We start from the raw sequence: 24,231 nt of genomic DNA on the forward strand, positions 1-24,231 counted from the left end.
AATAAAGGCTTTGCTTTTAATTCAAGCAGAGCCTTTTTAAATTTCATCATTCAATATAACCATATGTATATGATCTTCCCATTTTCCATTAATTTTCAAATATTTTTTTGACAACCCCTCATATTGAAATCCAAGTCTTTTAACAAGTTCTATCGATGGCTTATTATGAGGCATTATATTAGCTTCTATTCTATGAAGACCTACTTCTTTAAATACTATTACTATTGCCGCATGCAAAGCCTCTGTCATATATCCTTTATGCTGTTCATACTCATCTAGTTTATAACCTACAGTAGTTGATAAAAAAACTCCCTTAAAAATATTGGCAAAATTAATCATTCCTATAATTCTTTTTTTATCTTCTATCTTATATATCCAAAACTTTAACATTCTTCCGCTTTTTACTTCTTCAAGCTCTCTCTTAATAATATCTTTATGAGTTGAAACCCTATAAAAAGCATCTGTTCTGTAAGGGTCAAAAGCTTTAAAGAAATCTTTATTTCTGCTATAAAAATCAACTATTTGTTCTGCCATATTAATATTAGGCTGTACAAGAAAGAGTCTGTTGGTTTTATAAGTCTTTTTAAGCATAGAACAAACCTATTTAGAATCAGTAATTATTTTAGAATTTACTATATTAAAACCTTCATGCCTTAATAGATACTCTTTTTTTTCTAATCCTCCAGCATATCCAGTAAGTTTTTTATTAGCACCCACTACCCTATGACAAGGTATTATTATAGCTATATTATTCTTTCCTTCAGCATTTCCAACAGCACGTGATATGCTTCCAATACTGTCAGAAACTTTTTTGGATATATCTGAATAAGTTACAATATTCCCAAAAGGTATTTTATAGGTTTCAATCCAAACTTTATATTGAAAATCCGTACCATATAATGCTAAAGGTACTGTAAATGTTTTAACTCTATTTGAAAAATATGCATCTAATTCTTTTTTTGTTTTTTTTATAACAGCAGGCTCATCATAAACAATTTTCATATCATCACCTAAGTGGAAGGTTAATGATGTAATATATTTTGAAGTATTATCTACTGAAAGTATTAAATCGCCTATTGGGCTTTTATATATATATGCTCTATTATTTTCCTTTTTATCAAGTCTTATTATATTCACAATCTTACCTTTTTAAGATTGATAATAGGACAAGAAGAATATAAACCTTCTATTGCATCAGGATTAACAGCAACAGAAGCATATTCAAGTACATTAACACTGACTAAATATTCTGCATCAATAGAAGCAACGTATTCTGCTGTATCTCTAGCTGTATAAAATACGCAATAATCAAGAGATACACCCACAAAATCTAATATTAATGTTTCCTTATTTTCTCTGGCTGCATCTATAAACTCTTTATGCATATAAGAAAAACCAGAGTTTCCTTCATCATCAGGATCAACACCTTTTTGTACATATATATAATCTCTTTTCTTTCTTAAGCCATCGACTATGGCAGAACCATAAGTTCTTGCTACACAATGACGCGGCCATAAAGTTAAAGATTCCTCGTCTCCCGTATCCTGATCTATAACTTTTACTTTGGAAAAAGGTTCTTTTCCATGAGTTGAAGCAAAAGATATATGATTGGACGGATGCCAATCCTGAGTAGCAATTATGGCATCATACTCGCCATTCTTTATAAGATCATTTATTACAGGTACAAGTTTAGCAGCCCCTTTAACAGCCATAGGACCGCCTTCCATATAATCGTTTTGCATATCTACTATTGTAAGTATTTTTATTCTGCTCATAATTCAAGTCCATCAATACTTTAATTTATGAAATTTTTTTAAGACCTATACTTTCCTGTATAGGAATAAGTGCATCTATAGTTTCCTTTATTAAATCATCAATAGGAACTCCCAACATTTCAGCACCTTTATTTATAACCGTTCTATCAACCTTGGCAGCAAATGCTTTATCCTTTAGTTTTTTCTTAACAGATTTAACTTCTAAATCTTCTAAACTTTTTGAAGGTCTAACTAAAGCACAGGCTGTAATAAAACCGGCAAGTTCATCAACAGCATATAAAGTTTTTTCCATATTATTTATAGGCTCTATATCAGTACAAAAGCCATAACCATGACTTTGTATAGCTCTTATAAAACTTTCCGGTAATCCTTCAGATTCTAATATTTCTTTCACTTTAATACAATGCTCATCAGGATATTTTTCATAATCCATATCATGCAAAAAACCAACCATACCCCATTCATCTTCATCTTCGCCGTTCTTTTTAGCAAAATATCTCATAACTGCCTCAACTGATAATGCATGTTTAAACAAAGAATGTTCTTCGTTATATTTCTTAAATAATTCTAATGCTCTTTCTCTATCTATGCTAGCCATTAAAAAAACCTCCTAAGGATTAGAATAAGTATATATTATATTTTTCTATTTTTCAATATTTTTATTCTTATATTTATATGATATTTTACTAATATATCACAAAAAAGTTATAATAATAAAGTGCATAAAAACGATTATTATTATAATAATATAAAAAATAAATAGGGATTATTAAAAATGCTAATAAAAAAACTTATTATATTTATAACTATTTTAGAACTTATATCAATACAAATATATGCAATGACTGAAAATGAAAAAAATATGATAACAGCTGTAAAAGCTGGGGACACTAAAAGCATACAAACACTTCTCTCACAAAATGTAAATCCTAATATGAAAGATGAAAGAGGATATTCTCTTATACATATAGCTGCTGAAAATAATAAAATAGAATCTATAAAAGCATTAAAGAATTCAGCTTATACAGATTTTAATGCACTTTTGCAAAACAATTCAATAATAAATATACAGAATAATATAACCTTAGATGCCTCATATTATTCTGCTATGGATATTGCAACTGTAAATAATAATTTTGATATTGTAAAACTATTAATAGATTATGGAGCAAATATAAATTTTCAAATGGAGTATAAACCTAGAAGTGAATTTTTAGCTTCAAGATATTCAACTCCTAGAATTTTAGAGTTATATTTAAATAAAAACATATATTTACTTATGAACAGTGAAGATGTTATATCATTAATAAAATCTGCAGTGTTGGGAAATAATATTCCAAATATCAATTATTTAGTTAAAAATTTAGGTATAGATGTTGATACTAAAGATACAAATACAATGCTGCACTATGCCGTTGGAGAAGGTTCTGTAGAGGCTCTAAATGAACTTATAAAATTAAGGGCAAATGTTAATAATACAAACTCTAATTTTCAAACACCTTTACATTATGCAATTGAAAATAATTCATACAGAATGAAAGAAAGTGTATCTTCATTACTATTATCAAAAGCTAATCCTAATATAAAAGATAAAAACGGAAATACTGCTTTACACTTAGCTGTAATGAATGCATATAAATCAACAGATTACATAGATATTATGAATAATTTAATAAAAAATAATGCTGACGTAAATATCATTAATAATAACAATCAAAATGCATTAAATATAGCTGTTGAAAATAATAATACTGATGCTTCAAATATACTTATAAATGCTAAAGCTAATTTAAATAATATTCATGACGGCTATGCTCCTATTCATATTGCTGTAAAAAATAATAATATATCAATACTTAGAAATTTATTATTAAATAAAGCTTATATAGATATTAAAGATGAAAAAAAAGGATATACTTCTTTATGTATAGCAATAGAAAATAATAATTTTGATATATGCAAAATGCTTATAACAAATAATGCTTCAATGGATAATAATGCAATAAATCTTATAAAAAATTCTACTAATGAAAATATTAAAAGACTGCTTGAATCCAGCAAGGTTAATTAATAATATACTAATAAAAAAATATTATTTACAATTTTTTCATTAATAATCTTTAAATTCTATTAAATATTTTTGAAAAATTGTAAATAGTATATAATCTATTTTAACCTCATCTTTTAGGAAATTATCATACATATAGTTAACAATATCAATATTTGTATTAATTTCATTGAAACAAACTTCATATTTGTATTTCAATAAATCATATATATCCAATATTTCCAAAATCTTAACGGGATAATATACAGATGACGTAAAATTTAATATATCCCTAGAATCAAAACTAATTAAATATTGATATTCAAAATTAGGTCTTTTAGATTTCATAGCTTCATACAAAGTTATAGCTAATCCATATCCGTATCCATAATACTCATGATGAAGTCCAACTGCCAAATTTATATCATAATTATTAGATATAGAACATTTCAAATAATTATATGACTTTATTGAATGTGAATACAAATCATTATTAGTATTGACACTTTCTATAGGCAGATAATTAATTATTTCAGTTAAAGTAATATCATGCAAAAATGCTGCTATTGAAATATTGACTATTTCCATATTATCAAAATGTCTTATTCCTAATTTGAATACATTATCCAATTTTCCTATATCTCTAATAAATTTATATTTATTTGCTATCTTCAGATAATAAGGCATAAACTCATTTTTCCATTTTGCTCTTATTTTAGACAACATACCCATATTAATATTTCTATTATAGAATATCATAAATTCCATAGTATTAATAAAAAGTCTATTACTATGATCTATTATATTGTATCCTGTAAATCCAACAACATCATTAAATATATCAGGTTTTTCATAATTTTTATTAAGCAAAACAAAAACGCTCTCAGCTACACTTCTTATTAAATCTTCATAATTTATATTATATACTTTCATGTTAAATTTGGAGTCATTATTAATATCCCCAATAACATTTATTCTATTTATTAATCCTAACTTTATTAATATTTCACCAATAATCTCAGCAGCTTTGCACGTGAATTTTTCTCTTGATTCTTCAGCCTCAAGAGTTTTTATTAATTTTTTTATATGCTCAACTCTTTCATAAGGAGTAATGGATAATATTTCTTCCAACATTGCAGATTCTTTATCAGAAACCTCTTTTATAGGATCCTTACAATTTGTAAAAATAGAATAAAAATAATCTTTATTATTCAATTTAGCAGGATCCACAAAAAATTTTATCATTTCAAGATATGAACTATATATATAATATTTTGAATTATTAAACAAAATATTATTTTTCATAGTATCATCAAAAATAAGATCTATTTTATTATAAGGTATTACATTTATGATACCATCTTCATTTTTAGAAATTATTTCTATTTTGTCTTTAAGAAATAATTCTTTATAATCTCTAAGTTTTTCTATTTCTATTTCCGAATAATTATCTAAATTTATTTCCATAATTAATCCATAAATATAATAATTTATCACTCATATTTATTATATACAATAAATACAATAAAAGGAAGATTTTGTAGTAAAAAATGTTGGAAAAAAGAAAAAAATTATTATATTTATAAATATGGATGAGAGTATTCACTAAAGAAAACGGAGGAAAGATGGAAAACAACTACGAATACACCAAGGAAGATCTTGCTATACTGAACTCATATAAAATACTATCTCAATCTTTAGCGACTTATTTAGGTGAAAATGTAGAAATTATCTTATACTCCTTTGAAAATGAACAATGTAATATCATACATATCGTAAATGAACATCTATCAAATAAAAAATTAGGTTCTCCAATATCTGATATGGATAAAACTATAATGTTGGAAATATTATCAAATAATGAAAATCATAAAAATAATTTTGTACAATCTGTAACAGGAGAATGCAATAAATCAAATTATACTATATTAAAGAATAATTATGGAGTTCCTATTGGAATGATGTGTATAAATTGGCATTTTGACATATCTGTAATAAATATATTAAGTGCTTTTATACCTGATAATATAAGTGTAAGCAAAGAAAAATCTAATAATAGATCTGAAGAAATAATACTAGATGCTATAAAAAAGGTTATTATAGGTGTAGATAGAGATGAAGTAGGAGCATCTGTATATAATAAAACTATAATAAAAAAGTTATTTAGTCAGGGAATATTTGAATTTAAAGAAGCAGTGCAAATTGTATCAAATTATTTACATATATCTCATCACACTGTCTATTTGCACCTTAGAAGCATCAAAAAATCAAAAAAGTATAAAAATAATTAATTATTTGAATGCGGATGAAATTTATTATAAACCTCAAATAATCTTGAATTAGTAACATGCGTATATCTTTGTGTAGTTGCTATTGTTTCATGTCCCAACAATTCCTGAACACCTCTAATTTCTGCATCATTATTAAGCAAATGTGTAGCAAAAGTATGTCTTAATGTATGAGGTGAAAAATCTATAGATATATTAGAATTTCTAATTAAACGTTTCATAGATGTTCTTATGCTTCTATCACTTATAGGCTTTCCAAACCTATTTATAAATATATAATCATTAGTTTCACCATATTCTTTTTGTATAATCCTTCTTTTATCCATATAAATATCCCAATTTTCATATATTATAGGAAGAAGAGGAATATCTCTAACCTTAGAACCTTTACCGCATACTCTTAAAGTTTCAGAACCTTTCTTTATCATGCTAAGTCTTAGAGAAGCTAATTCTGATACTCTTAATCCAATTGTATACATAAATAAAGCCATCATTTTATCTCTAAGTAATGTAAACTCTCCATTATCATCTATATTAAGTATACTATCCATATCTGATATTGATAAAAATTTAGCTATATGTTCTTCCCTTTTAGGACTTTTCATATCAACTATTCTTCTTTTATCCGAATAGTTATTTCTTATCAAATATTTATAGAATTTTTTTATAGAAGATAAATGTCTTGAAGTTGTAGAATTAGTTAATCCTTTATTCTTTAAAAATGTTAAATAATCTCTAACTGCATAATGATCAGCATCTTCTATCAATATATTTTTACTTTCTAAAAATTTAGCATATTCTTTTAAGTCTTTATTATAGCTGTTAATAGTATGTGCTGCAAAATTTAAAGTTTGCAAATAATCACAAAACTCTTCAAGAAAATCATAAAATTTATTATCAGTAGAAACCCCATTATCCATAATAAAGCCTTCATTAAAAATTATTATATAGAAATATTATCGAAAGTTTATATTATAAATTTATGAAGTATGTTAACTAGATAAAATTTTTTCAAAAATAAATTTATTATTTTTTAATAAAAAATATATTAATTAATAATTAAATTTATTTAATTTCTCCTTATCTGTAAGCCTCTATATGTATAGTAGGTTCTATACCTAATTTATTTCTTATAGCATTTTCAAAAATAGTTGCTTTCTCATGAGCATCAAATACAGTCATATCTTTTGGGAAACGCATATGGAATGTTATTTCACTATGATCTCCATAAGTATGTATATGAAAATGATGCAGATTCAAATCTGAATTATCAATATTAATTTCTTCTGCTATTTTTTTTATATTTTCTATAGTCTCTTCTGAAGGATATTCACCTATTAAAGGCTTTATACTTGATTTAATAACATCAAAAGCAGCATAAAATATTACAAGTGAAACTAATATACTTAATACGCTGTCAATCCACCAGAAATTTTTTCCTAATAAAATACCAACTAATATAATTATAGATGTAACACTGTCGCTTCTATGATGCCATCCGTCAGCGTATAAGGATTTAGATCCGGATTTTCTATATCCCCAAAAAGAATACTGAGCAAGCAATTCTTTTATTAAAATAGAAACAATCATAGCAATTATGGATATCATTGTAAATGAAGCAGTTTTTCTATTCATAATATTTTTTATAGCCTCAGAAAAAAAGCTATATCCAATAAATACAAGCATAATACCAACTACAAAACTTGTTATTAATTCTATTCTTCCATGTCCGAAAGGATGTTCCTTATCAGGAGGTCTCTTTGAAAAAATACCTCCTATTATAACAATAATACTGCTTATACAATCGCTTAATGAATGCCAAGCGTCAGCCATAATAGAAAGAGAGCCTGTTAATAAGCCTACTGCATATTTAAAAGCAAATAATAATATATTAATAATTACAGATACTATACCTTCTACTATCATATATTTAGATTTTTTTTCATTACTAATATTCATATTTTATAACCCTAAAATAATTTTATATATTTTTTAAAGATAATGAATTTAATAAAAAATGTCAATTATTCAAATATAAATTGTTGTTTACAGATTAGAAGATTTTAACTTTTAATAAAAGTATATAACTTATATTAGCTTTATCAAAACAAGATTAAGTGCTTGATAAAACTTAACTTTTTTGTTAATATTTCTGTTAAATAAATTAAGTAAAAAATAGATATAATAAAAAAGGAGAATAAACATGTCAAATACAGCATTTCTATTTCCTGGTCAAGGTTCTCAATGCGTAGGTATGGGAAAATCTTTGTATGATAATGTATCTGAATCTAAAGTAATATTTGATAAAGCTGCTAATATTTTAGATGATGTTGATATCAAGGCGTTATGTTTTGAAGGAACTGAAGAAGATCTTAAAAAAACAGAAAATACTCAGCCTGCTTTAGTAACAGTAGGTATGGCAGCTTATGAAGCATTAAAAGCAAAAGGAGTTAAAGGAAATTTATTTGCAGGACATAGTTTGGGAGAAATCACAGCTCTTTGTGCTGCTGGTTATATATCATTTGAAGATGCAGTAAAGATTGCAAGAACAAGAGGTTTATTAATGGCTAAAGCAGGTGCAGATGCCCCTTACGGAATGGCTGCAGTTATGGGATTGGATTATGATACAGTTTCAAAATGCATGCCTGAAAGCAAAGAGGTTGTTGCTGCTAATTATAATTTAAAAGATCAAATAGTTATATCCGGTTTATTAAGTGCAATTGAAGCAGTTACACCAAAACTTCAAGAAGCAGGAGCTAAAAGAGTATTGCCTCTAAAAGTATCCGGGGCTTTCCATTCACCATTTATGAAACCTGCTGCTGACAGTTTAAAAGAATTTTTAGAAAAAATAGAATTACATAATAATGATAATAAAGTAATGTCTAATGTTACAGCTGAAGTTCATGTATTTGATTCAATAAAAGAAAATTTATACAAGCAAATGTTTTCAACTGTTAGATGGTATGACAGCATGATTAATATTCAAAATATGGGTATTACAAAAATATATGAATGCGGCCCTGGTAAAGTATTAATAGGTATGTCTAAAAAAATTACTCCTGATATTGAAGCATTACCTGTATTTGATATTGATTCATTAAACGCTGCTTTATAATTCAAGTATATTAAGTACATAATAAGAGTAAAAAATTAATATTAGCAATAATAAATTTTTTACTCTTTTATTTTTTTATCTTACATTAAAGAGATTATTATGAAATCTATATTTTATTCTATAGTTATAATATTTTTTACATCTGCTCTAACCTTTTCTAATAATCATTTTTTTGTTGCAGTACATAAAGGTGATATTAATTCAGTATCTCAATATTTAAAAAATGGCATCGATATAAATATGCAAGACAATAGAAAAAGAACAGCTTTAATGATAGCTGTTTATAAAAATGATATAAATATGGTGAAGCTTTTAGTAGATAATAATGCCGATGTTAATATACAAGATGAGAATTTAAACTCTCCTTTTCTATATGCAGGTGCCAGAGGTTTGCTTGATATATTAAAATTATTATATAAAAAAGCTGATACTATAAATGTTCTTAATATTTATGGAGGAAATGCATTAATACCGGCATGTGAAAAAGGTCATTTAGAAACTGTAAGATTTTTACTTGAAAATACGAATATAAATGTTAATCATGTTAACAAATTATCTTGGACTGCCCTATTAGAAGTTGTTATACTTGGAGATGACAGTTACAATTATGTTGAGATAGTAAAGTTATTATTAAAACATGGTGCTGACAAAAATATAAAAGATAATAGAGGTAATGATGCATTATATTATGCCAAAACTAAAGGATTTAAAAATATAGAAAAACTATTAGCAAATTAATTTTTTGAATAAAAAAGGACATATAAAATTAATTATATGCCCTTTTTTATTTATACTATATTATACAGAAATTATAGCTTTCCAACTAAATCAATTCCTGGTTTTAATGTATTAGCACCAGGTTTCCATTTAGCAGGACAAACTTCACCGCCATGCTCAGCTACATATTGAGCAGCTTGTACTTTACGTAATAATTCATTAGCATCTCTACCAATACCCATATCATGCACTTCATAAGCTTTGATTAAACCTTCAGGATTTACTATAAAGCTTCCGCGTAAAGCCTGACCTGCTTCTTCTACATATACTTCAAAGAATTTAGCTAAAACACCTGTTGGGTCTCCAAGCATTGTATATTTAAGATTTTTAATAGTAGGAGTAGCATCTGCCCAAGCTTTGTGTACAAAATGAGTGTCTTCAGATACTGAATACACCTCACAGTTAATTTTCTTTAATTCATCATAAACTGTACCTAAATCAGCTAATTCTGTAGGACATACAAATGTGAAATCTGCAGGATAGAAAAAGAATACACTCCATTTGCCTAATACATCTTTTGTTTCAACTGTTTTAAATTCTCCATTCTGATAGGCTTCTACTTTAAAATCTATAAGTTTTTTATTGATTAAACTCATTTTATAACTCCTTTTATTAATGTTTGTATATTCTAACAATACAATAAATAATACTTTTTGTCAAGTAGAAAATATTATAAATTGATAAAAATTACTAAAAAAATGAATATTATTGCTGATGAATATAAAAATATCTATATTGTAAAAATAATTTTTTAATATATAATAATTTTGATATTATTAAGGAGTGAATATATGAATGAAGATATAAAATTTATAACAGATTTTTTAAAATGCGATTATGAAATATTAGAAGGCGGACTTGAAGATGACAGCAAAATAATGAGCTGGTACAAAGAAAATTTGGAAAAAGGAAAAAAAGAAGGGTACACTCCTTTAATTATAATACCTACAGATACACTTACTGAAGCGATTAAAGTTTTTTTGGAAGATAATGACAGCGAAATTGAAGATTCCAAAAAGTTAATTAACGAGTATATTGAAAAATCAAAAGAAATAGATTACAAGCAATATTTAAATCAGAATATAGAAGATATTTATGATGATAAAGAGTATATTGAAGAAATAAAAAAATCATTTAATGCCCCTATAATAGAAGGATTTGAAGTATTGGATAGTTTTGGTTCTTATTATGATTATGAAACAGAAAAGACAGTTGATTTAATATTAGCTAAAATTCCTACTGTTAATCCTTATGAATTAGCTTGTTATATTCCTATGGGCGGATTCAATGATTGCCCTAATCCAGAAACACAAACTTCAATATTCAAATACTGGTATGAAAAATATAATGCCTATCCTGCAGTAGTAGGTTTTGATACTTGTGAACTTTTTGTAGAAAAACAGCCTCAAACAGAAGAGGAAGCCAGAGAACTTGCTATAGAACATTATTATTTTTGTTTAGACAGAGTGGATCAATACAGCGAAGATTATAATATTGGAAAACTAGCAGGTACATTATTAAAATCAAGTGTTTGGTATTTTTGGTGGGATTAATAAAAACAATAAAAAAGCCTATACTCAAAGTATAGGCTTTTATTTTTTATTAAAAAATTAATTATTTCTAAAAAATAAAGCAGCACATCCTAAAACCCCAGCATCATTACCTAAAGAGGCAGGTTTTATTTCAACATTATTAACCATCATTCTAAGTCCGTAATTTCTTACCCCTCTTTTAATATGCTCTATCATCATATCAAAATCTTTACATAATCCTCCGCCTATAAGAACTAAATCCAAATCAAGCATATTTAAAGCTTGTGCTATAGACATACCTAAATAATACGAACATTCCGCAATAGTTTCCTTAGCAAGAATATCTCCATTTTTAGCAGCATCAAATAAAGCCTTAGCTTTTCCAGTATCTAATTTTTCATAAGTTAAAGCTGTAGGTATAACTCCCTTATGTATTTTCTGCTTAGCCATTGCAATAAAACCAGTAGCAGAAGCATAACGTTCAATACATCCGCTTGAACCGCAGTTACATTTATCACCATCAGGAACTACAAATACATGTCCAATCTCTCCGGCACCGCCTAAAGAACCTGTGAATAATTTTCCATTAAGAACTAATCCGCCTCCTACACCGGTACCCAAAGTAACAAGCATTACAGACTGATAATCTTTCTCCTTTCCTGTTCCGTATTTAGCTTCTCCTAATGCAGCCATACTGGCATCATTAGCTGTTTTTATAGGAAGATTAAATCTATCTCCTATATCAGAAAATTTCAATCCATGAAGCCCAGGAACATTTTCAGCTCCTCCAATATGTAAAGTATCTCTATTCATAACTCCAGGACAATCTATACCCAAACCTATAGGCTTATAACCATCTGGTATATTACTTTTTAATTTTTCTATAAATTTTGATATAGCTTCTTTATGTTCTTCTGTATTATGACTAGGATTAACATCGCAATTATCTTTATACAAAATATTTCCATTCTCCTCTATAACAGCACCTTTCATAGAAGTGCCTCCAATATCTATAGCTATAACAACATCTTTCATGCAATTATCCTCCTAGTTTATAATTTATTAATGTCACAATTTTAGTATAAGAATTAAAATTGTCAATATCATAAAAATTATCTTACAGCACCGTATTTTATTAATAGTTCAGCCATACTATAATTTTTATTTTCTTCAGCCATAGTTAAAGCTGTTTTATTATAATTATTTCTTTTATTTACATCCGCACCATTTTTTATGAATATCTCAGCAAAGTTTCTATAATCCAAAACGGCAGAATACATTAAAGCAGTGTATCCATGAATATCTTGAATATTAATATCAGCTCCAAGATTAATAAATGTATTGATCATATTAACATCAGCATCCTTTAAAACATTATACATCAAAGCTGTCTTGCCGTCTAAATTTTGTGCATTAATATCAGCACCGGATTCTACAAGAAATCTTATAATATCAGGATCTCTGTTTGCAGCGTATATAAATGCTGTAGATTTATAATTATCAGTTATATTAATATCCGCTTTATACCATATAAGCATTTCTATCATATCAAAATCACAAAATTGACATGCATACATCAATGCTGTTTTTCCGCTGTCATTTTTCATATCTGTATCAGCACCATTTTTTAATAATAATTCCAATATATATATATTTCTATTGAGTACGGCATGCATTAAAGGAGTTACACCATATTTATCGCAAATATTAACATTAACATCTTTTTCATTTAATATCCTTCTTACCATAACTATATCAGAAGTTTCAGCAGCTACTAATAAATCATTCTCATCTTGAGTAAATGTATATACAACAGAATGTATACTAGTAAACAAAACAAATATAATTAATATATTCTTCATAATTTACATACTAACAATTAATATAATATAATTCTATTATTAAATAAAAATATATCAAGACAATAAAAACAAAAAAGCCTGACTATACAATAATGTATAATCAGACTTTTTAATATTCTTATAACAATATATAATTATCTTTTAGCCTGTTCGTACTGTTTAGGGAATGGTACATCAATACCTAAAGTTCTAGCAGCCTGCAATGCCCAATACGGATTTCTTAAAAGCTCTCTTCCTATATAGATAGCATCAGCAGCACCATTTCTTACCATCATATTAGCCATTTTAGGATCATATATAAGTCCCCCTCCTATACAAGGAACTGACATATACTGTTTTAATTCACGGCAGAAAGGAACTTGATATCCTTCATAAGGAATAATCTTTCCGTCAGCAGTAACAGCACCTGTACTAACATTTATAGAATCAAATAATCCTTCCTGTTCTAAAGGCTTTAACATATCAGCAAAATCTTTTACTGTATTTCCGCCTTCTCTCCAATCATAAGATGATATTCTAATTTGTATAGGATAATCTTTACCTACAGCTTCTCTGCCTTTTCTTAAAATCTCTTCTAAAATTTTAACTCTGTTTTTACCATATTCATCAGTTCTTTTATTTGATAAAGGAGATAGGAATGTAGAAATTAAATATCCATGAGCAGCATGAATTTCTATCATATCAAAACCAGCTTTCTTAGCCCTTACAAATGCTTTAACAAATGCATCAACAACTTCATTAATATCTTCTTTTGTCATCTCAACCGGAGTTCTGTATTTATCATTAAATGCTTCAGCTGTAGGAGCATATATCTTATCAACTTTTTTAGATTCGCATTTTCTTCCAGCATGATTTATCTGTATTCCGATTGCAGCTCCATTGCTTTTAACAGCTTTTACCAATTTAGATAAACCGTCAATATATTTATCATCCCATATTGCTAAATCTCCGTCTGTGATAGAACTAACATAAGGAAGTACTCCTGTAGCTTCAACTATGATTAATCCTGTTCCTCCTATAGCTCTTGTAACATAATGCTGAATATACCAATCATTAACATATCCGTCTTCAGCAGAATACATACACATTGGAGGCATTACTACACGGTTTTTTATTTCAAGATTACCTATTTTTAAAGGTGTAAAAAGATTACTTTTTTCTGGTTTCATTAAAAACTCCTTCAAATATTATTGCTTTTTATACTACTATATAGTATATACAAGATGATGTATATTTCAATTTCACAATATAATTAATTTATTATTATATAATATGTAATTATATGTGACAATAAAAAACTACACATTTATAACACATATAAAACATTTATTTTTTCAATAAATCTGAGGCTGATATGCCGGCATTATTTTCTATATCCATTCTGGCACCTCTTCTTACTAACAAACTTATTGTACTATTATAACCTTTTTCTATGGCATAATGCAAAGGCGTATTACCATCATTATCCTTAGCATTAATACTTAAAAATGTATTTGATAAATAATAAGATATAGCATTATCATTTCCATACATAGCAGCATAATGTATTACAGTTCTTCCGCTTAAAGATTTTTCTCTTGTCAAAGAAGAATCTTTTTCTAATAAGAAATGTATCATATCAGAATCGCAAAAAGCAGATGCATAAAATAAACTGCTGTAACCATTATAATCTTTCTTCTTCATATCTGCTTTACTTTCTATAAGTAAATTAACAGTATTTGTATTTCCTTTATATATAGCATACTGTAATGGAGTTGTTCCATTAAATAAAACTTCACCACTAAAATTTTTTCCTTTGACAGAATAAGTATTAGAATAATTATTTAAAGGCATTTCTATATCAATATTGCTGAAACTTAAAAGAGCTTTTATAGCTTCTAATTTATCATAATTAATAGCATAAAGCAAAGGAGTAAAGCCTTCTTCATTTCTAGAATTTATATTTGCACCATTTGAGATAGCTTTAAGCATATCACCTATATTATTATTATATATAGCATCAAAGATAGGTTTATTTGCATCATATATATGAGAATAATCATCACTAGTATCAGGTTCAACATAATCATCATCTTCAATACTTTTTTCATCGCTATATTCATATATCAAATCATCAGCAAAAGTATTAACATTGATAGCATTAATTCCATTAAAATTATTATAATTGTATATTGAATTGGTATTATTATCGAATAGACTATTATTTAAATTTGTATTTACTTTATCATTAAATGTATTATTGGTATTAAAGCTATTTATTATATTTTCTATATTGTATCCGCTATCTTCATATAATAAATCTGATGCAGTTTTTCCATCATAATTTTTTATAGTGTAGTCAGCACCTTTTAATAATAAGAATCTATATGTATTACTATTATTATTTTTTACAGCTAAATGCAAAGGTGTATTTCCATCAATATCTTGTACATTTATATTAATAGGAGTTCTATTCATAAGTGCAGTCAAAGTATTGGTATTTCCTAATAATGCTGCATTATGCAAAGGAGTATCACCATAAACATCAACAACTCTATAGGAATTGCTTGAATAATTTAAAATTGTATCAATAATTTCTTCATTTCCATAACTTGCTGCGTACATTAAAGCATTATTTCCTAAGCTGTCTTTTCTGTTTATATCAGCCCCATATTTTAAAAGAGTATTTATAATATTAGTATTTCCTTTGAATATAGCATATTGTAAAGGACTAGCATCTCCCAAATATATATTACCTGTAAACTCTACCCTACTTTCATTAAAATAAACATGATCTGCCGGTATAAAAGAAGTTTCTATATTGATAATATTAGTATTATTTTTTCTATAACTTAAAAGCTCATTAACAATATCATATTTATCAAGATGTATAGCATAAGTAAGAGGAGTTTCATAAGCTATAATTACAGAATTCATATTAAAATTAGAATACATCATTATATTTCTTAAAGCATTAGTATCTGATGTACGAATAATTTCTGCAATGAACATATTCTCATCATCAGTATTTGTAAGTAAATTATCATCATTACTATTAGAGTTATCATCTAAATCAACAGCAGAACTTCCTCCTGATAAAACATATTCAGGCTTAACACCGTAATTATCCCCTATATCCTTATTAGCACCAAGTTTAATAAGAAGATTATATGCATCCTTTTTTGCATAGTAAGCGGCATAATATAAAGCAGTACATCCGTTCGAATCTCTGTCATTTATATTCATATTAACATTTTTCACTAAAAAATTTATATTCTCTAAATTGTTAAGAGAAGCAGCGTAATGAAGACCATTAATATTTCCATTAGATGTTTTATCATTAACTAAAGCTCTATCTTTTACAAGAAGCATCCTTATAATATTTCCGTTTCCAAAACCGCATGCATATAAAAATACAGAAGTTCCTTCATTATCTCTGGCTTTAACATCAGCATTTTTATCTATTAATTGTTTAACTATTCTTGGATTACTTTTGAATATAGCAAACATTAAAGGAGTAGCCCCTCCTATATTAAAGCTATCGCCTTCAACTCTATTTATATATGGATAATCTGCAAAATCATCAGGGAGTCTATATTCTATATTAACGTCTTTATATTCAAGTAATACTCTTATGGCTCTTTCATTACCGCATTCAATAGCATACAAAAGCGGAGTTAATCCTCTTTCATTTGTAGCATTCAAATCCATTTTATATCTTAAAAGATTTTTTAATTGTGCTTCATATTTATTTTCTTTTATAGCATTAAAAAATTCCTGCTCCTTTGAAGTAAGAGCGAACATATTAAAAGTAATAGAAAAAAGCAATATAATAAATAAAAATCCGTTTCTAATCATAACATCAATTTCCTAAATATATTTATTCTAATAAGTAAACATAATATCAGAATTATATAACAATAATCAATTAATAACAACAAAATTTATTTTTTATTGTAAAACATCAGCAGGCTTTAAACCTTCATTATTTGCTATATTCTTATCAGCACCAAGTTTGAGGAGTAATTTATAGGCATCTTTTTTATTATTAATTGCGGCATAATAAAGAGCAGTCCATCCGTCATCATCCTGAGCATCTATATTTATATTCAGTTTTTCAACTAAATATTTAATATTTTCTAAATTATCATAAACAACAGCCATATGCAAAGCTGTAGCATTGTCTTTAGTTTTTGTATTTATAAGCTTTCTATTTTTATAATAAAGACTTCCAAGAATATCAGGATTACCAAATGCTGCAGCATACAAAAATGCAGACCAACTCTCTTCATCTCTCGCATTAACATTTGCACCTTTTTTTATAAGCATATTTACTATTCTGCTGTCTCCATTACTTTTTAATATTGCATATAAAAGAGGAGTAGCTCTTCCTATATAAATAGCATCTGCCTGTTCATTGACTAAATGTGTAAAATATCCTTCCGGAAGTTCGGCCTCCAAATTAATATTTCTATTACCAAGCAATATTTTAACAGCATCTAAATTATTATTTTTTATGGCAAAATGTAAAGCACTTAAACCATATCCATCTTTAGTATTTACATTAGCACCTGCTCTTATTAGATTTCTCATGGTTTTAATACCATTAGTTTCTATAGCTTTTAATAAATTATTATCAATTTCTCTAAACTGATTATTTTCATGCTCTATTTTTCTCTCTAAAACTGTAGAAGGTAAAACATTATCATTATCACCTATATTAGTATCAGCACCCAATCTTATAAGTAAATTGTACGCTTCTATACTTTTAGAATTAGCAGCATGATAAAGAGAAGTCCAACCGTCTATATCTCGTTCATTTATATCAATATTAGAATTAGTGCATAAATACATTATTGCTTCGAGGTTATTATGATCGCTTGCTATATGAAGAGGATTAACATGGAATTCTGTTTTGGAATTAATTAATGTCTCATCCTTTTCTATAAGCATAACAAGTGTATTAATGTCAGAAAATGCAGCAGCATACATTATGCTATTCCAAGTTTTAAAATCTTTAATATTTAAATTAGCCCCATTTTCTATTAAAAGTCTAGTGATATCTGTATTATTTTTGTATATTGAATATAAAAGCGGTGTAGCACCGGATAAATTATTAGTATAATTATCAGGAAGTCTAACATTTAAATTTATACCGTTTATTATAAGTTCTTTTATATATTCTATATTATTATTATCTATTGCTTCATATAATACACTAATCCCATTATTATTAGTAATATTTACAATATTATTTGTATGAACATTATTATTTGTTTGAATAACCTCATCATACTGCTGCTCATTATCATTTGAATAAACATCATCGTATTGCTGCTCATTATCATTTGACTGAATATCATCATATTGCTGTATATTATCATTTGAATAAACATCATCATATTGCTGCCCATAAATAAAGGCAAATAAAAATAACATTACAAATAAAATATTTCTCATAAAAATAACCCTTTTATTATTGTTATGGTGTAATTGTTGTTGCAGAACTATCTTGTAAATCAGTAATTGTACTGTTAAGATCATATTCTTTTCTAGGCAATCCGACACCAGGAAAGTCTGTAAGAGTAAATTCAATCCAAAACTCTTTATTCCAATAAATTCCTTTAACTGAACCGCTGGTAATATCTGAAGGAAGAGTAGAAGGTCTTACGGCAAAAGTAGCAAGTATCTGCCATCCATCCAATTCATGCCAAATGCTTGCTTCTATAGATTCAAGTTTAAATAAGCTGTCAGTTCTTTTTTGCGGATCATTAAAATTAAATGAATTTATAATATCCCAAAATGGATTTACCCAAGTTTCATTTTCTCTCTCAGCATAAGATTTAATATATCTGTAAGCCTTTTCATTTGCACTTGTAGTTGCTATTCTAAATTTCCATTGATCTATTACTTGCAATTCTATACCAAATGTAAATGCAGCTGTATTATATTTATAGTTAATAAAATCATGAGTAAATGCAAAACCAAAATATAAATTAAAATCATTTATAACACCATCAAAAAATGGCTTTCTATTATTTTTTACAAGTATCCAGTCTGTTATCTTTCCAAGAGGTATAGGCAAATGTAAATATGAAGTAATACGGTTAAGGGTTAAATTTGTTCCAAGCATGTTTCTTGAAATATCATAAGATACATAAGATTGATTATAAAAAAGTCTTGCTGAAGAACCCACTTCTGTAGTAAGCATATTATTTGTAGAAAACTGTACTTCATAAAGCTTAGTTTCCGGATTATATGTAGGTCTAAAATCATATCCTGTTCTTATAAATGATTCTAAATTAAGATTCAAATCAGGAAGGAAAAATAAACTATACCCTGTTCCTCCAACAGTTAATTTAGTAGTTAAATTATGCGAGTTAAATTCTCCATTTTGGGCTGTAATAGAGTCTGTATCAATATACTTCTCTTTAAATCTATATCCTAAACTGTAAGTAGTATCCCATCTTACAATAGGTTCAAAATAGTGAGTAAAATTATACGGTAATATATTATAAGGTAAAAACATAGAAAAATTAACACCAGCACCTAATCCTAGATAAGTGTTGTCTTTATCATAAATTAAATCTTCAGCTGAAGGATTAATACTATTTTGATATGAATACTCCATATTAACACTTGGTACAAATCTTAAAAAATCATTAGTAAAAGTTCTTGATAAGCCTCCATACAAATTTAAATTATCCCTTTCTGCAAGCTTATCATTCAATTGATCATCACGCAACGGATTATTATAAAAAGCAATACCTTCAGAAGTTTTATAATTAATTGTATGATTATAATTAGCTCTTAAATCATAATTTAACTTAAGATTCGGAAAATAATAAGAAGTTTCATCTCCAAATACAGAACTGTAACTAGCCTCAATAGAAGGAAGAACAAGTTTATAAGGCTTAGGCATATAATAATCAAAATTTGTATTAACATCAACAGATATATTTCTAACAGCTTCTAAATCCCATTCAGCACCAGCTTTTAAATTTACCCCATAAATATTATTATTAATATATACAGAATTTTCAATGTAGCTCTCAGGATAAGAATCTCCAATATCCTGCAAATTTCCAGTAACAGAAGTAAAGAAAGTTAATATATCAAAACGCCCTCTTTGATTATAGAAATCTGATTTAAAATATAAATCACTATTTAAATTTAATTTACCAGTAACATAACTATTAATATTCTGACTACTGTACAACTGTAAAGTATGATCATATTCAAATTTGTATCTAGGTACAAATTTACCAGGCTGACCTGTAGCAAAATAGTTAACATATCTAGTACCATAACCTATACTAGAAGTTATATATGAATCTAATAAATAATACTGTCTTCCCAAGGCAAACATTGCATCTAATGCAAAATCATTATATTGGCTTGTATATCTTATTTCATCACCTATTAAAAAACCTAATTTTTGATAGGCATCTAATCTTATTTTATGCTGAACTCCATATATATCAAATACTTTAGAGTTCTGCATATATACGCCTTCTCTTAAAGACTCACCAAATGAAGATATAATACCTGTACCCATATAATTTTGCATAAACAGAGGAAAATAGAATACCGGCTGTCTTCCAACTCTATAGATACTGTTAAATATCATCATTTTTTTGGTATCCCATAGATAAACTCTGCTGGTTAAAAAGTCATGTGCTACCGGGCTTAAACGTGAAAAACTAACACTGCTGTTTTCTGCAAAAAAACGCTCATCATTAAATTTAATTATATCTCCTTGAACAGTAAATACCTGAAATTTAGTACCTCCTCCAAATAGAACTCCTTTTTTATTCTCTCTATTAAGCATAAACCATTCGCCTGTAAGAGTACTCTCACCAGCCTTTACCGTTAAATTACCAGAAGCAAACACTTCTCCTGTTTTCAAACTATAAACAACTTTATCAGCAATTAATGTATTATTATACATACGCATGGTAACATTACCATATAATGATATAAGTTCTTCCTCAGCTTCTTTTATCTCATAACGCTCTACAAAATCAGCACCAATAAGTTCAACCTGAGCTCCTCCCCTATTAATAGTGGTTCTTGCTACCTCTTTAACCTGTTCACTTCCTGATACTATTTCAGCCTTAATATTAACCTGTCTTTCTATAATTCTTGCCCTTAAAGTTGCTTCTGTATCATAAGGGTATATTTCTATATTATTTATTCTAGCATATTCTCTTAATACATAAAAAGGTGTAAAATTTACTAAATTAATAAATGATATTGGATTTCTTCTCGCATCAAATCTATTTATCTGCATTATTGCATTTTCACTTGCATTAGCAGGAATATTATTATTTACAGCATTAGTATCCTGTGCATACAAATATGCATTGAATATCAATATAAATAATAAGATTAAGATACGCATTATATCCTCTAAAATTCAATTATCATTTTTATTTAAGAAAATTTTATTTTAAAGAAATTGCGTTTGCCAACTTTTAAAATACCTTCTTTAGAAATAACTGCATTTATATCACTAATTTTTTCATTATCTAAAGTAACGCTTCCTTGCGAAACTAATCTTTTCAAATTTGATTTACTTTCAGAAGACATACAAACAGATAATATATTCAAAATATTGTCATCTTTCTTAACAGATACTTCTTCTATTTCATCCGGAAGTCCTTTAGAACTGAATATTCTTTTGAACTCTTCCTCAGCATTTAATGCTTCTTCTTCTCCATGATATATTTTAACTATCTCTTTGGCAAGTATTCCTTTTATATTTCTAGGATTTTCACCATTTTCCATAGACTTAACATAATTCTTTATATCTTCTATAGGTATATCTGTAAGAAGTTCCATATACTTAGAGATTAAACTATCAGGTATGCTCATAGCTTTACCGTACATATCTTTAGGACTATCATATATACCAATATAATTACCAAGAGATTTACTCATCTTTTCAACACCGTCCAATCCTTCTAATAATGGTACTGTAATAACTGCCTGAGGAGATAATCCGTATTCTTTCATCAAAGTTCTTCCTACAAGCAAATTAAATTTCTGGTCATTACCTCCAAGCTCAACATCACATTCTAAAGCAACAGAATCATACCCTTGAGCTAATGGGTACATAAATTCCATCATACTAATAGGCTGACCATTTTTATATCTTTTAGCAAAATCATCTCTCTCTATCATCTGTGCTACTGTATATCTTGAAGTTAATCCTAATACATCAGCAAAACTCATTTTTTCAAGCCATTTTGAGTTAAATTCTACTATAGTTTTTTCAGGATCTAAAATTTTAAATACCTGCTGCTTATAAGTTTCTGCATTTCTTAAAACATCTTCCAATGTAAGTCTTGGTCTTGTTTTAGTTTTACCAGAAGGATCTCCTATTCTTCCTGTAAAGTCACCTATTAAAAATATAACCTTATGCCCCAATAATTGGAAATGTCTCATTTTTCTTAAAAGTACAGTATGTCCCAAATGTATATCAGGTGCAGTAGGATCGAAACCTGCTTTTACTGTTAATTGTTTTCCACTTTTTAATTTTTCTTTTATCTCATCTAATCCTATAGCTTCACTTATACCTCGTGTAATCAATTCTATAGATTCTTCTACACTGTATTGTTTATTCTCCATATTTACTATCCCTTTTATAACAATAAATTACATATTTACATATAATATTGAGTATTAATAATAATGTAAATTTCAATTAAAGTCAAATAAAGAATTTTATTATGTTAATTTTATAGTTATTATTTTACTATGATTTCTTTTGTAAAACTATTCAAATCTTTATAACCATCTTTAGTAACAAGTATTAAATCTTCTATTCTAACACCTATTTTTTTATCACTACAGTATACACCAGGTTCTATTGAAAATATCATACCATCTTTTAATTGTGCATGATGTATAGAACTAACATCCCCATATTCATGTACATCCATACCTATACAATGTCCTGTTCTATGAGTAAAATATTCACCATATCCATTTTCTGTAATATATGAACGTGCCTCATTATCTATATCAGAAAATTTTACTTTTTCACTTACTTTATTAATAGCCTTTTCATTAGCTGTTTTCACTATATTATATATTTTTTTAGCTTCATCACTAGGATCTCCGAAAAATATAGTTCTAGTCATATCTGAACAATATCCATCATGCATACAGCCCATATCTATAACTAAACATCCGTTATCTCCTATAACTGCATTGCCTGTAGAATAATGAGGATTAGCAGCATTAACTCCAAAAGCTATAATAGGAGTAAATGAAAATCCTCCGTCCGCTCCGTTTCTTTTATATATAAGTTTCAATTCCTCTAAAACATCAATTTCTTTCATACCTACTTTTACAAAATCAATAATATCTTTCATGCTTTTATCATTAATTTCTGAAGCTTTCATCATCTTTTTTATTTCATCTTCATCTTTTTGCATTCTTACATAATCCATACAATGAGAAGCATTTATATAATTTTTTGCAATATCAATATCCATCATTTCCAATAAAAAGTTAGATGTCATTGATTTATCTATACCAATATTTTTATCTTTATGCACAAATTTAGACATTTTTTTTACAGCACTTTCTGTATCAGAATAGTATAATATATCTATATCATTATTACTCAAAGGAAAAAGATAATTATTAATAAGATGAACTTCATTATCCTGATTTATATAAAGCCCAAAAAATCTTTCTCCTGAATATATATTAATATTAGTAAGATAATATATTGACATTCTATCTGTTATTACAAATTGATAAATATTTTTTTCTTTCATGGAATTAATAACTCTTTTCAATCTGTTAATATTCATAAATTAATCCTCTTTAATAAAAAATAA

21 protein-coding genes are annotated in these 24,231 nt (G+C 27.1%); 5 read left to right on the forward strand and 16 right to left on the reverse strand.

All coding sequences use genetic code 11. The features are described from left to right. Positions 1–36 precede the first annotated feature (36 nt). The 4 genes from T324_RS0108385 to T324_RS0108400 are packed head-to-tail and all read right to left on the reverse strand — an operon-like array spanning position 37 to position 2,373. Positions 37–591 (reverse strand): GNAT family N-acetyltransferase, encoded by a 555-nt coding sequence (locus T324_RS0108385; RefSeq protein ID WP_028329837.1) that lies wholly within the window; start codon positions 589–591, stop codon positions 37–39. Positions 592–600: 9 nt separating this feature from the next. Continuing rightward, positions 601–1,137, reverse strand: a complete 537-nt coding sequence (locus tag T324_RS0108390; RefSeq protein ID WP_028329838.1) for a methylated-DNA--[protein]-cysteine S-methyltransferase — start codon at positions 1,135–1,137, stop codon at positions 601–603. Beyond that, positions 1,134–1,775, reverse strand: coding sequence for an isochorismatase family protein (locus T324_RS0108395; protein ID WP_028329839.1), 642 nt, complete (start codon positions 1,773–1,775; stop codon positions 1,134–1,136). Before T324_RS0108395 ends, T324_RS0108390 begins: the two co-directional genes overlap by 4 nt. A gap of 25 nt (positions 1,776–1,800) precedes the next feature. Further along, the gene (locus T324_RS0108400; RefSeq protein ID WP_028329840.1) at positions 1,801–2,373 is read right to left on the reverse strand and encodes an HD domain-containing protein; all 573 of its coding nucleotides are present in this window, start codon (positions 2,371–2,373) and stop codon (positions 1,801–1,803) included. A gap of 183 nt (positions 2,374–2,556) precedes the next feature. On the opposite strand from T324_RS0108400, the gene T324_RS0108405 reads away from it, so the two are divergent. Then, a complete protein-coding gene (locus T324_RS0108405) occupies positions 2,557–3,846 on the forward strand; it encodes an ankyrin repeat domain-containing protein (RefSeq protein ID WP_028329841.1) in 1,290 nt (429 codons plus the stop codon). Between the two features lie 39 nt (positions 3,847–3,885). Here the strand turns inward: T324_RS0108405 and T324_RS0108410 are convergent, their stop codons facing one another. Then, complete coding sequence (locus T324_RS0108410) at positions 3,886–5,289, reverse strand: HD-GYP domain-containing protein (protein ID WP_028329842.1); 1,404 nt, start codon at positions 5,287–5,289, stop codon at positions 3,886–3,888. 158 nt (positions 5,290–5,447) lie between these two features. Between T324_RS0108410 and T324_RS17025 the strand changes: the two genes are divergently transcribed. Then, positions 5,448–6,113: a helix-turn-helix transcriptional regulator gene (locus T324_RS17025; protein ID WP_084548644.1), complete on the forward strand. Its 666-nt coding sequence runs from the start codon at positions 5,448–5,450 to the stop codon at positions 6,111–6,113. Here the strand turns inward: T324_RS17025 and T324_RS0108420 are convergent. Together T324_RS0108420 and T324_RS0108425 are read right to left on the reverse strand one after the other, a co-directional pair. Next, complete coding sequence (locus tag T324_RS0108420) at positions 6,110–7,030, reverse strand: tyrosine-type recombinase/integrase (protein WP_028329844.1); 921 nt, start codon at positions 7,028–7,030, stop codon at positions 6,110–6,112. The genes T324_RS17025 and T324_RS0108420 overlap by 4 nt on opposite strands. 160 nt (positions 7,031–7,190) lie before the next feature. Then, positions 7,191–8,069, reverse strand: a complete 879-nt coding sequence (locus T324_RS0108425; RefSeq protein ID WP_028329845.1) for a cation diffusion facilitator family transporter — start codon at positions 8,067–8,069, stop codon at positions 7,191–7,193. 244 nt (positions 8,070–8,313) lie between these two features. Between T324_RS0108425 and fabD the strand changes: the two genes are divergently transcribed. Next, positions 8,314–9,225: an ACP S-malonyltransferase gene (gene fabD / locus T324_RS0108430; RefSeq protein ID WP_028329846.1), complete on the forward strand. Its 912-nt coding sequence runs from the start codon at positions 8,314–8,316 to the stop codon at positions 9,223–9,225. Positions 9,226–9,324: 99 nt separating this feature from the next. Next, entirely contained in the window at positions 9,325–9,963 is a 639-nt protein-coding gene (locus T324_RS0108435) for an ankyrin repeat domain-containing protein (protein WP_028329847.1), read from the forward strand. Between the two features lie 71 nt (positions 9,964–10,034). Here T324_RS0108435 and ahpC read toward each other — a convergent pair whose 3' ends face one another. Then, positions 10,035–10,598, reverse strand: a complete 564-nt coding sequence (ahpC, locus tag T324_RS0108440) for an alkyl hydroperoxide reductase subunit C (RefSeq protein WP_028329848.1) — start codon at positions 10,596–10,598, stop codon at positions 10,035–10,037. Positions 10,599–10,793: 195 nt separating this feature from the next. Between ahpC and T324_RS0108445 the strand changes: the two genes are divergently transcribed. Beyond that, a complete protein-coding gene (locus T324_RS0108445; RefSeq protein WP_028329849.1) occupies positions 10,794–11,555 on the forward strand; it encodes a DUF4253 domain-containing protein in 762 nt (253 codons plus the stop codon). A 57-nt stretch (positions 11,556–11,612) separates the two neighbouring features. Here T324_RS0108445 and T324_RS0108450 read toward each other — a convergent pair whose 3' ends face one another. From T324_RS0108450 to T324_RS0108485, 8 genes are all read right to left on the reverse strand, one after another. Beyond that, complete coding sequence (locus T324_RS0108450; RefSeq protein WP_028329850.1) at positions 11,613–12,569, reverse strand: ROK family protein; 957 nt, start codon at positions 12,567–12,569, stop codon at positions 11,613–11,615. Between the two features lie 77 nt (positions 12,570–12,646). Continuing rightward, positions 12,647–13,396 (reverse strand): ankyrin repeat domain-containing protein, encoded by a 750-nt coding sequence (locus tag T324_RS0108455; protein ID WP_028329851.1) that lies wholly within the window; start codon positions 13,394–13,396, stop codon positions 12,647–12,649. A 134-nt stretch (positions 13,397–13,530) separates the two neighbouring features. Then, entirely contained in the window at positions 13,531–14,565 is a 1,035-nt protein-coding gene (locus tag T324_RS0108460) for an NADH:flavin oxidoreductase/NADH oxidase (protein WP_028329852.1), read from the reverse strand. Between the two features lie 157 nt (positions 14,566–14,722). Further along, positions 14,723–17,233: an ankyrin repeat domain-containing protein gene (locus tag T324_RS0108465; RefSeq protein WP_028329853.1), complete on the reverse strand. Its 2,511-nt coding sequence runs from the start codon at positions 17,231–17,233 to the stop codon at positions 14,723–14,725. A 93-nt stretch (positions 17,234–17,326) separates the two neighbouring features. Continuing rightward, positions 17,327–18,835 (reverse strand): ankyrin repeat domain-containing protein, encoded by a 1,509-nt coding sequence (locus tag T324_RS0108470; RefSeq protein ID WP_028329854.1) that lies wholly within the window; start codon positions 18,833–18,835, stop codon positions 17,327–17,329. Positions 18,836–18,857: 22 nt separating this feature from the next. Next, positions 18,858–21,779, reverse strand: coding sequence for an LPS-assembly protein LptD (locus T324_RS0108475; RefSeq protein WP_038375150.1), 2,922 nt, complete (start codon positions 21,777–21,779; stop codon positions 18,858–18,860). 32 nt (positions 21,780–21,811) lie between these two features. Further along, positions 21,812–23,008 (reverse strand): tyrosine--tRNA ligase, encoded by a 1,197-nt coding sequence (tyrS, locus tag T324_RS0108480; RefSeq protein ID WP_028329856.1) that lies wholly within the window; start codon positions 23,006–23,008, stop codon positions 21,812–21,814. 119 nt (positions 23,009–23,127) lie between these two features. Then, entirely contained in the window at positions 23,128–24,204 is a 1,077-nt protein-coding gene (locus tag T324_RS0108485; RefSeq protein WP_028329857.1) for a M24 family metallopeptidase, read from the reverse strand. Positions 24,205–24,231: the final 27 nt, after the last annotated feature.

Source organism: Brachyspira alvinipulli ATCC 51933 (genome assembly GCF_000518245.1).
Taxonomy (GTDB): Bacteria; Spirochaetota; Brachyspiria; order Brachyspirales; family Brachyspiraceae; genus Brachyspira; species Brachyspira alvinipulli.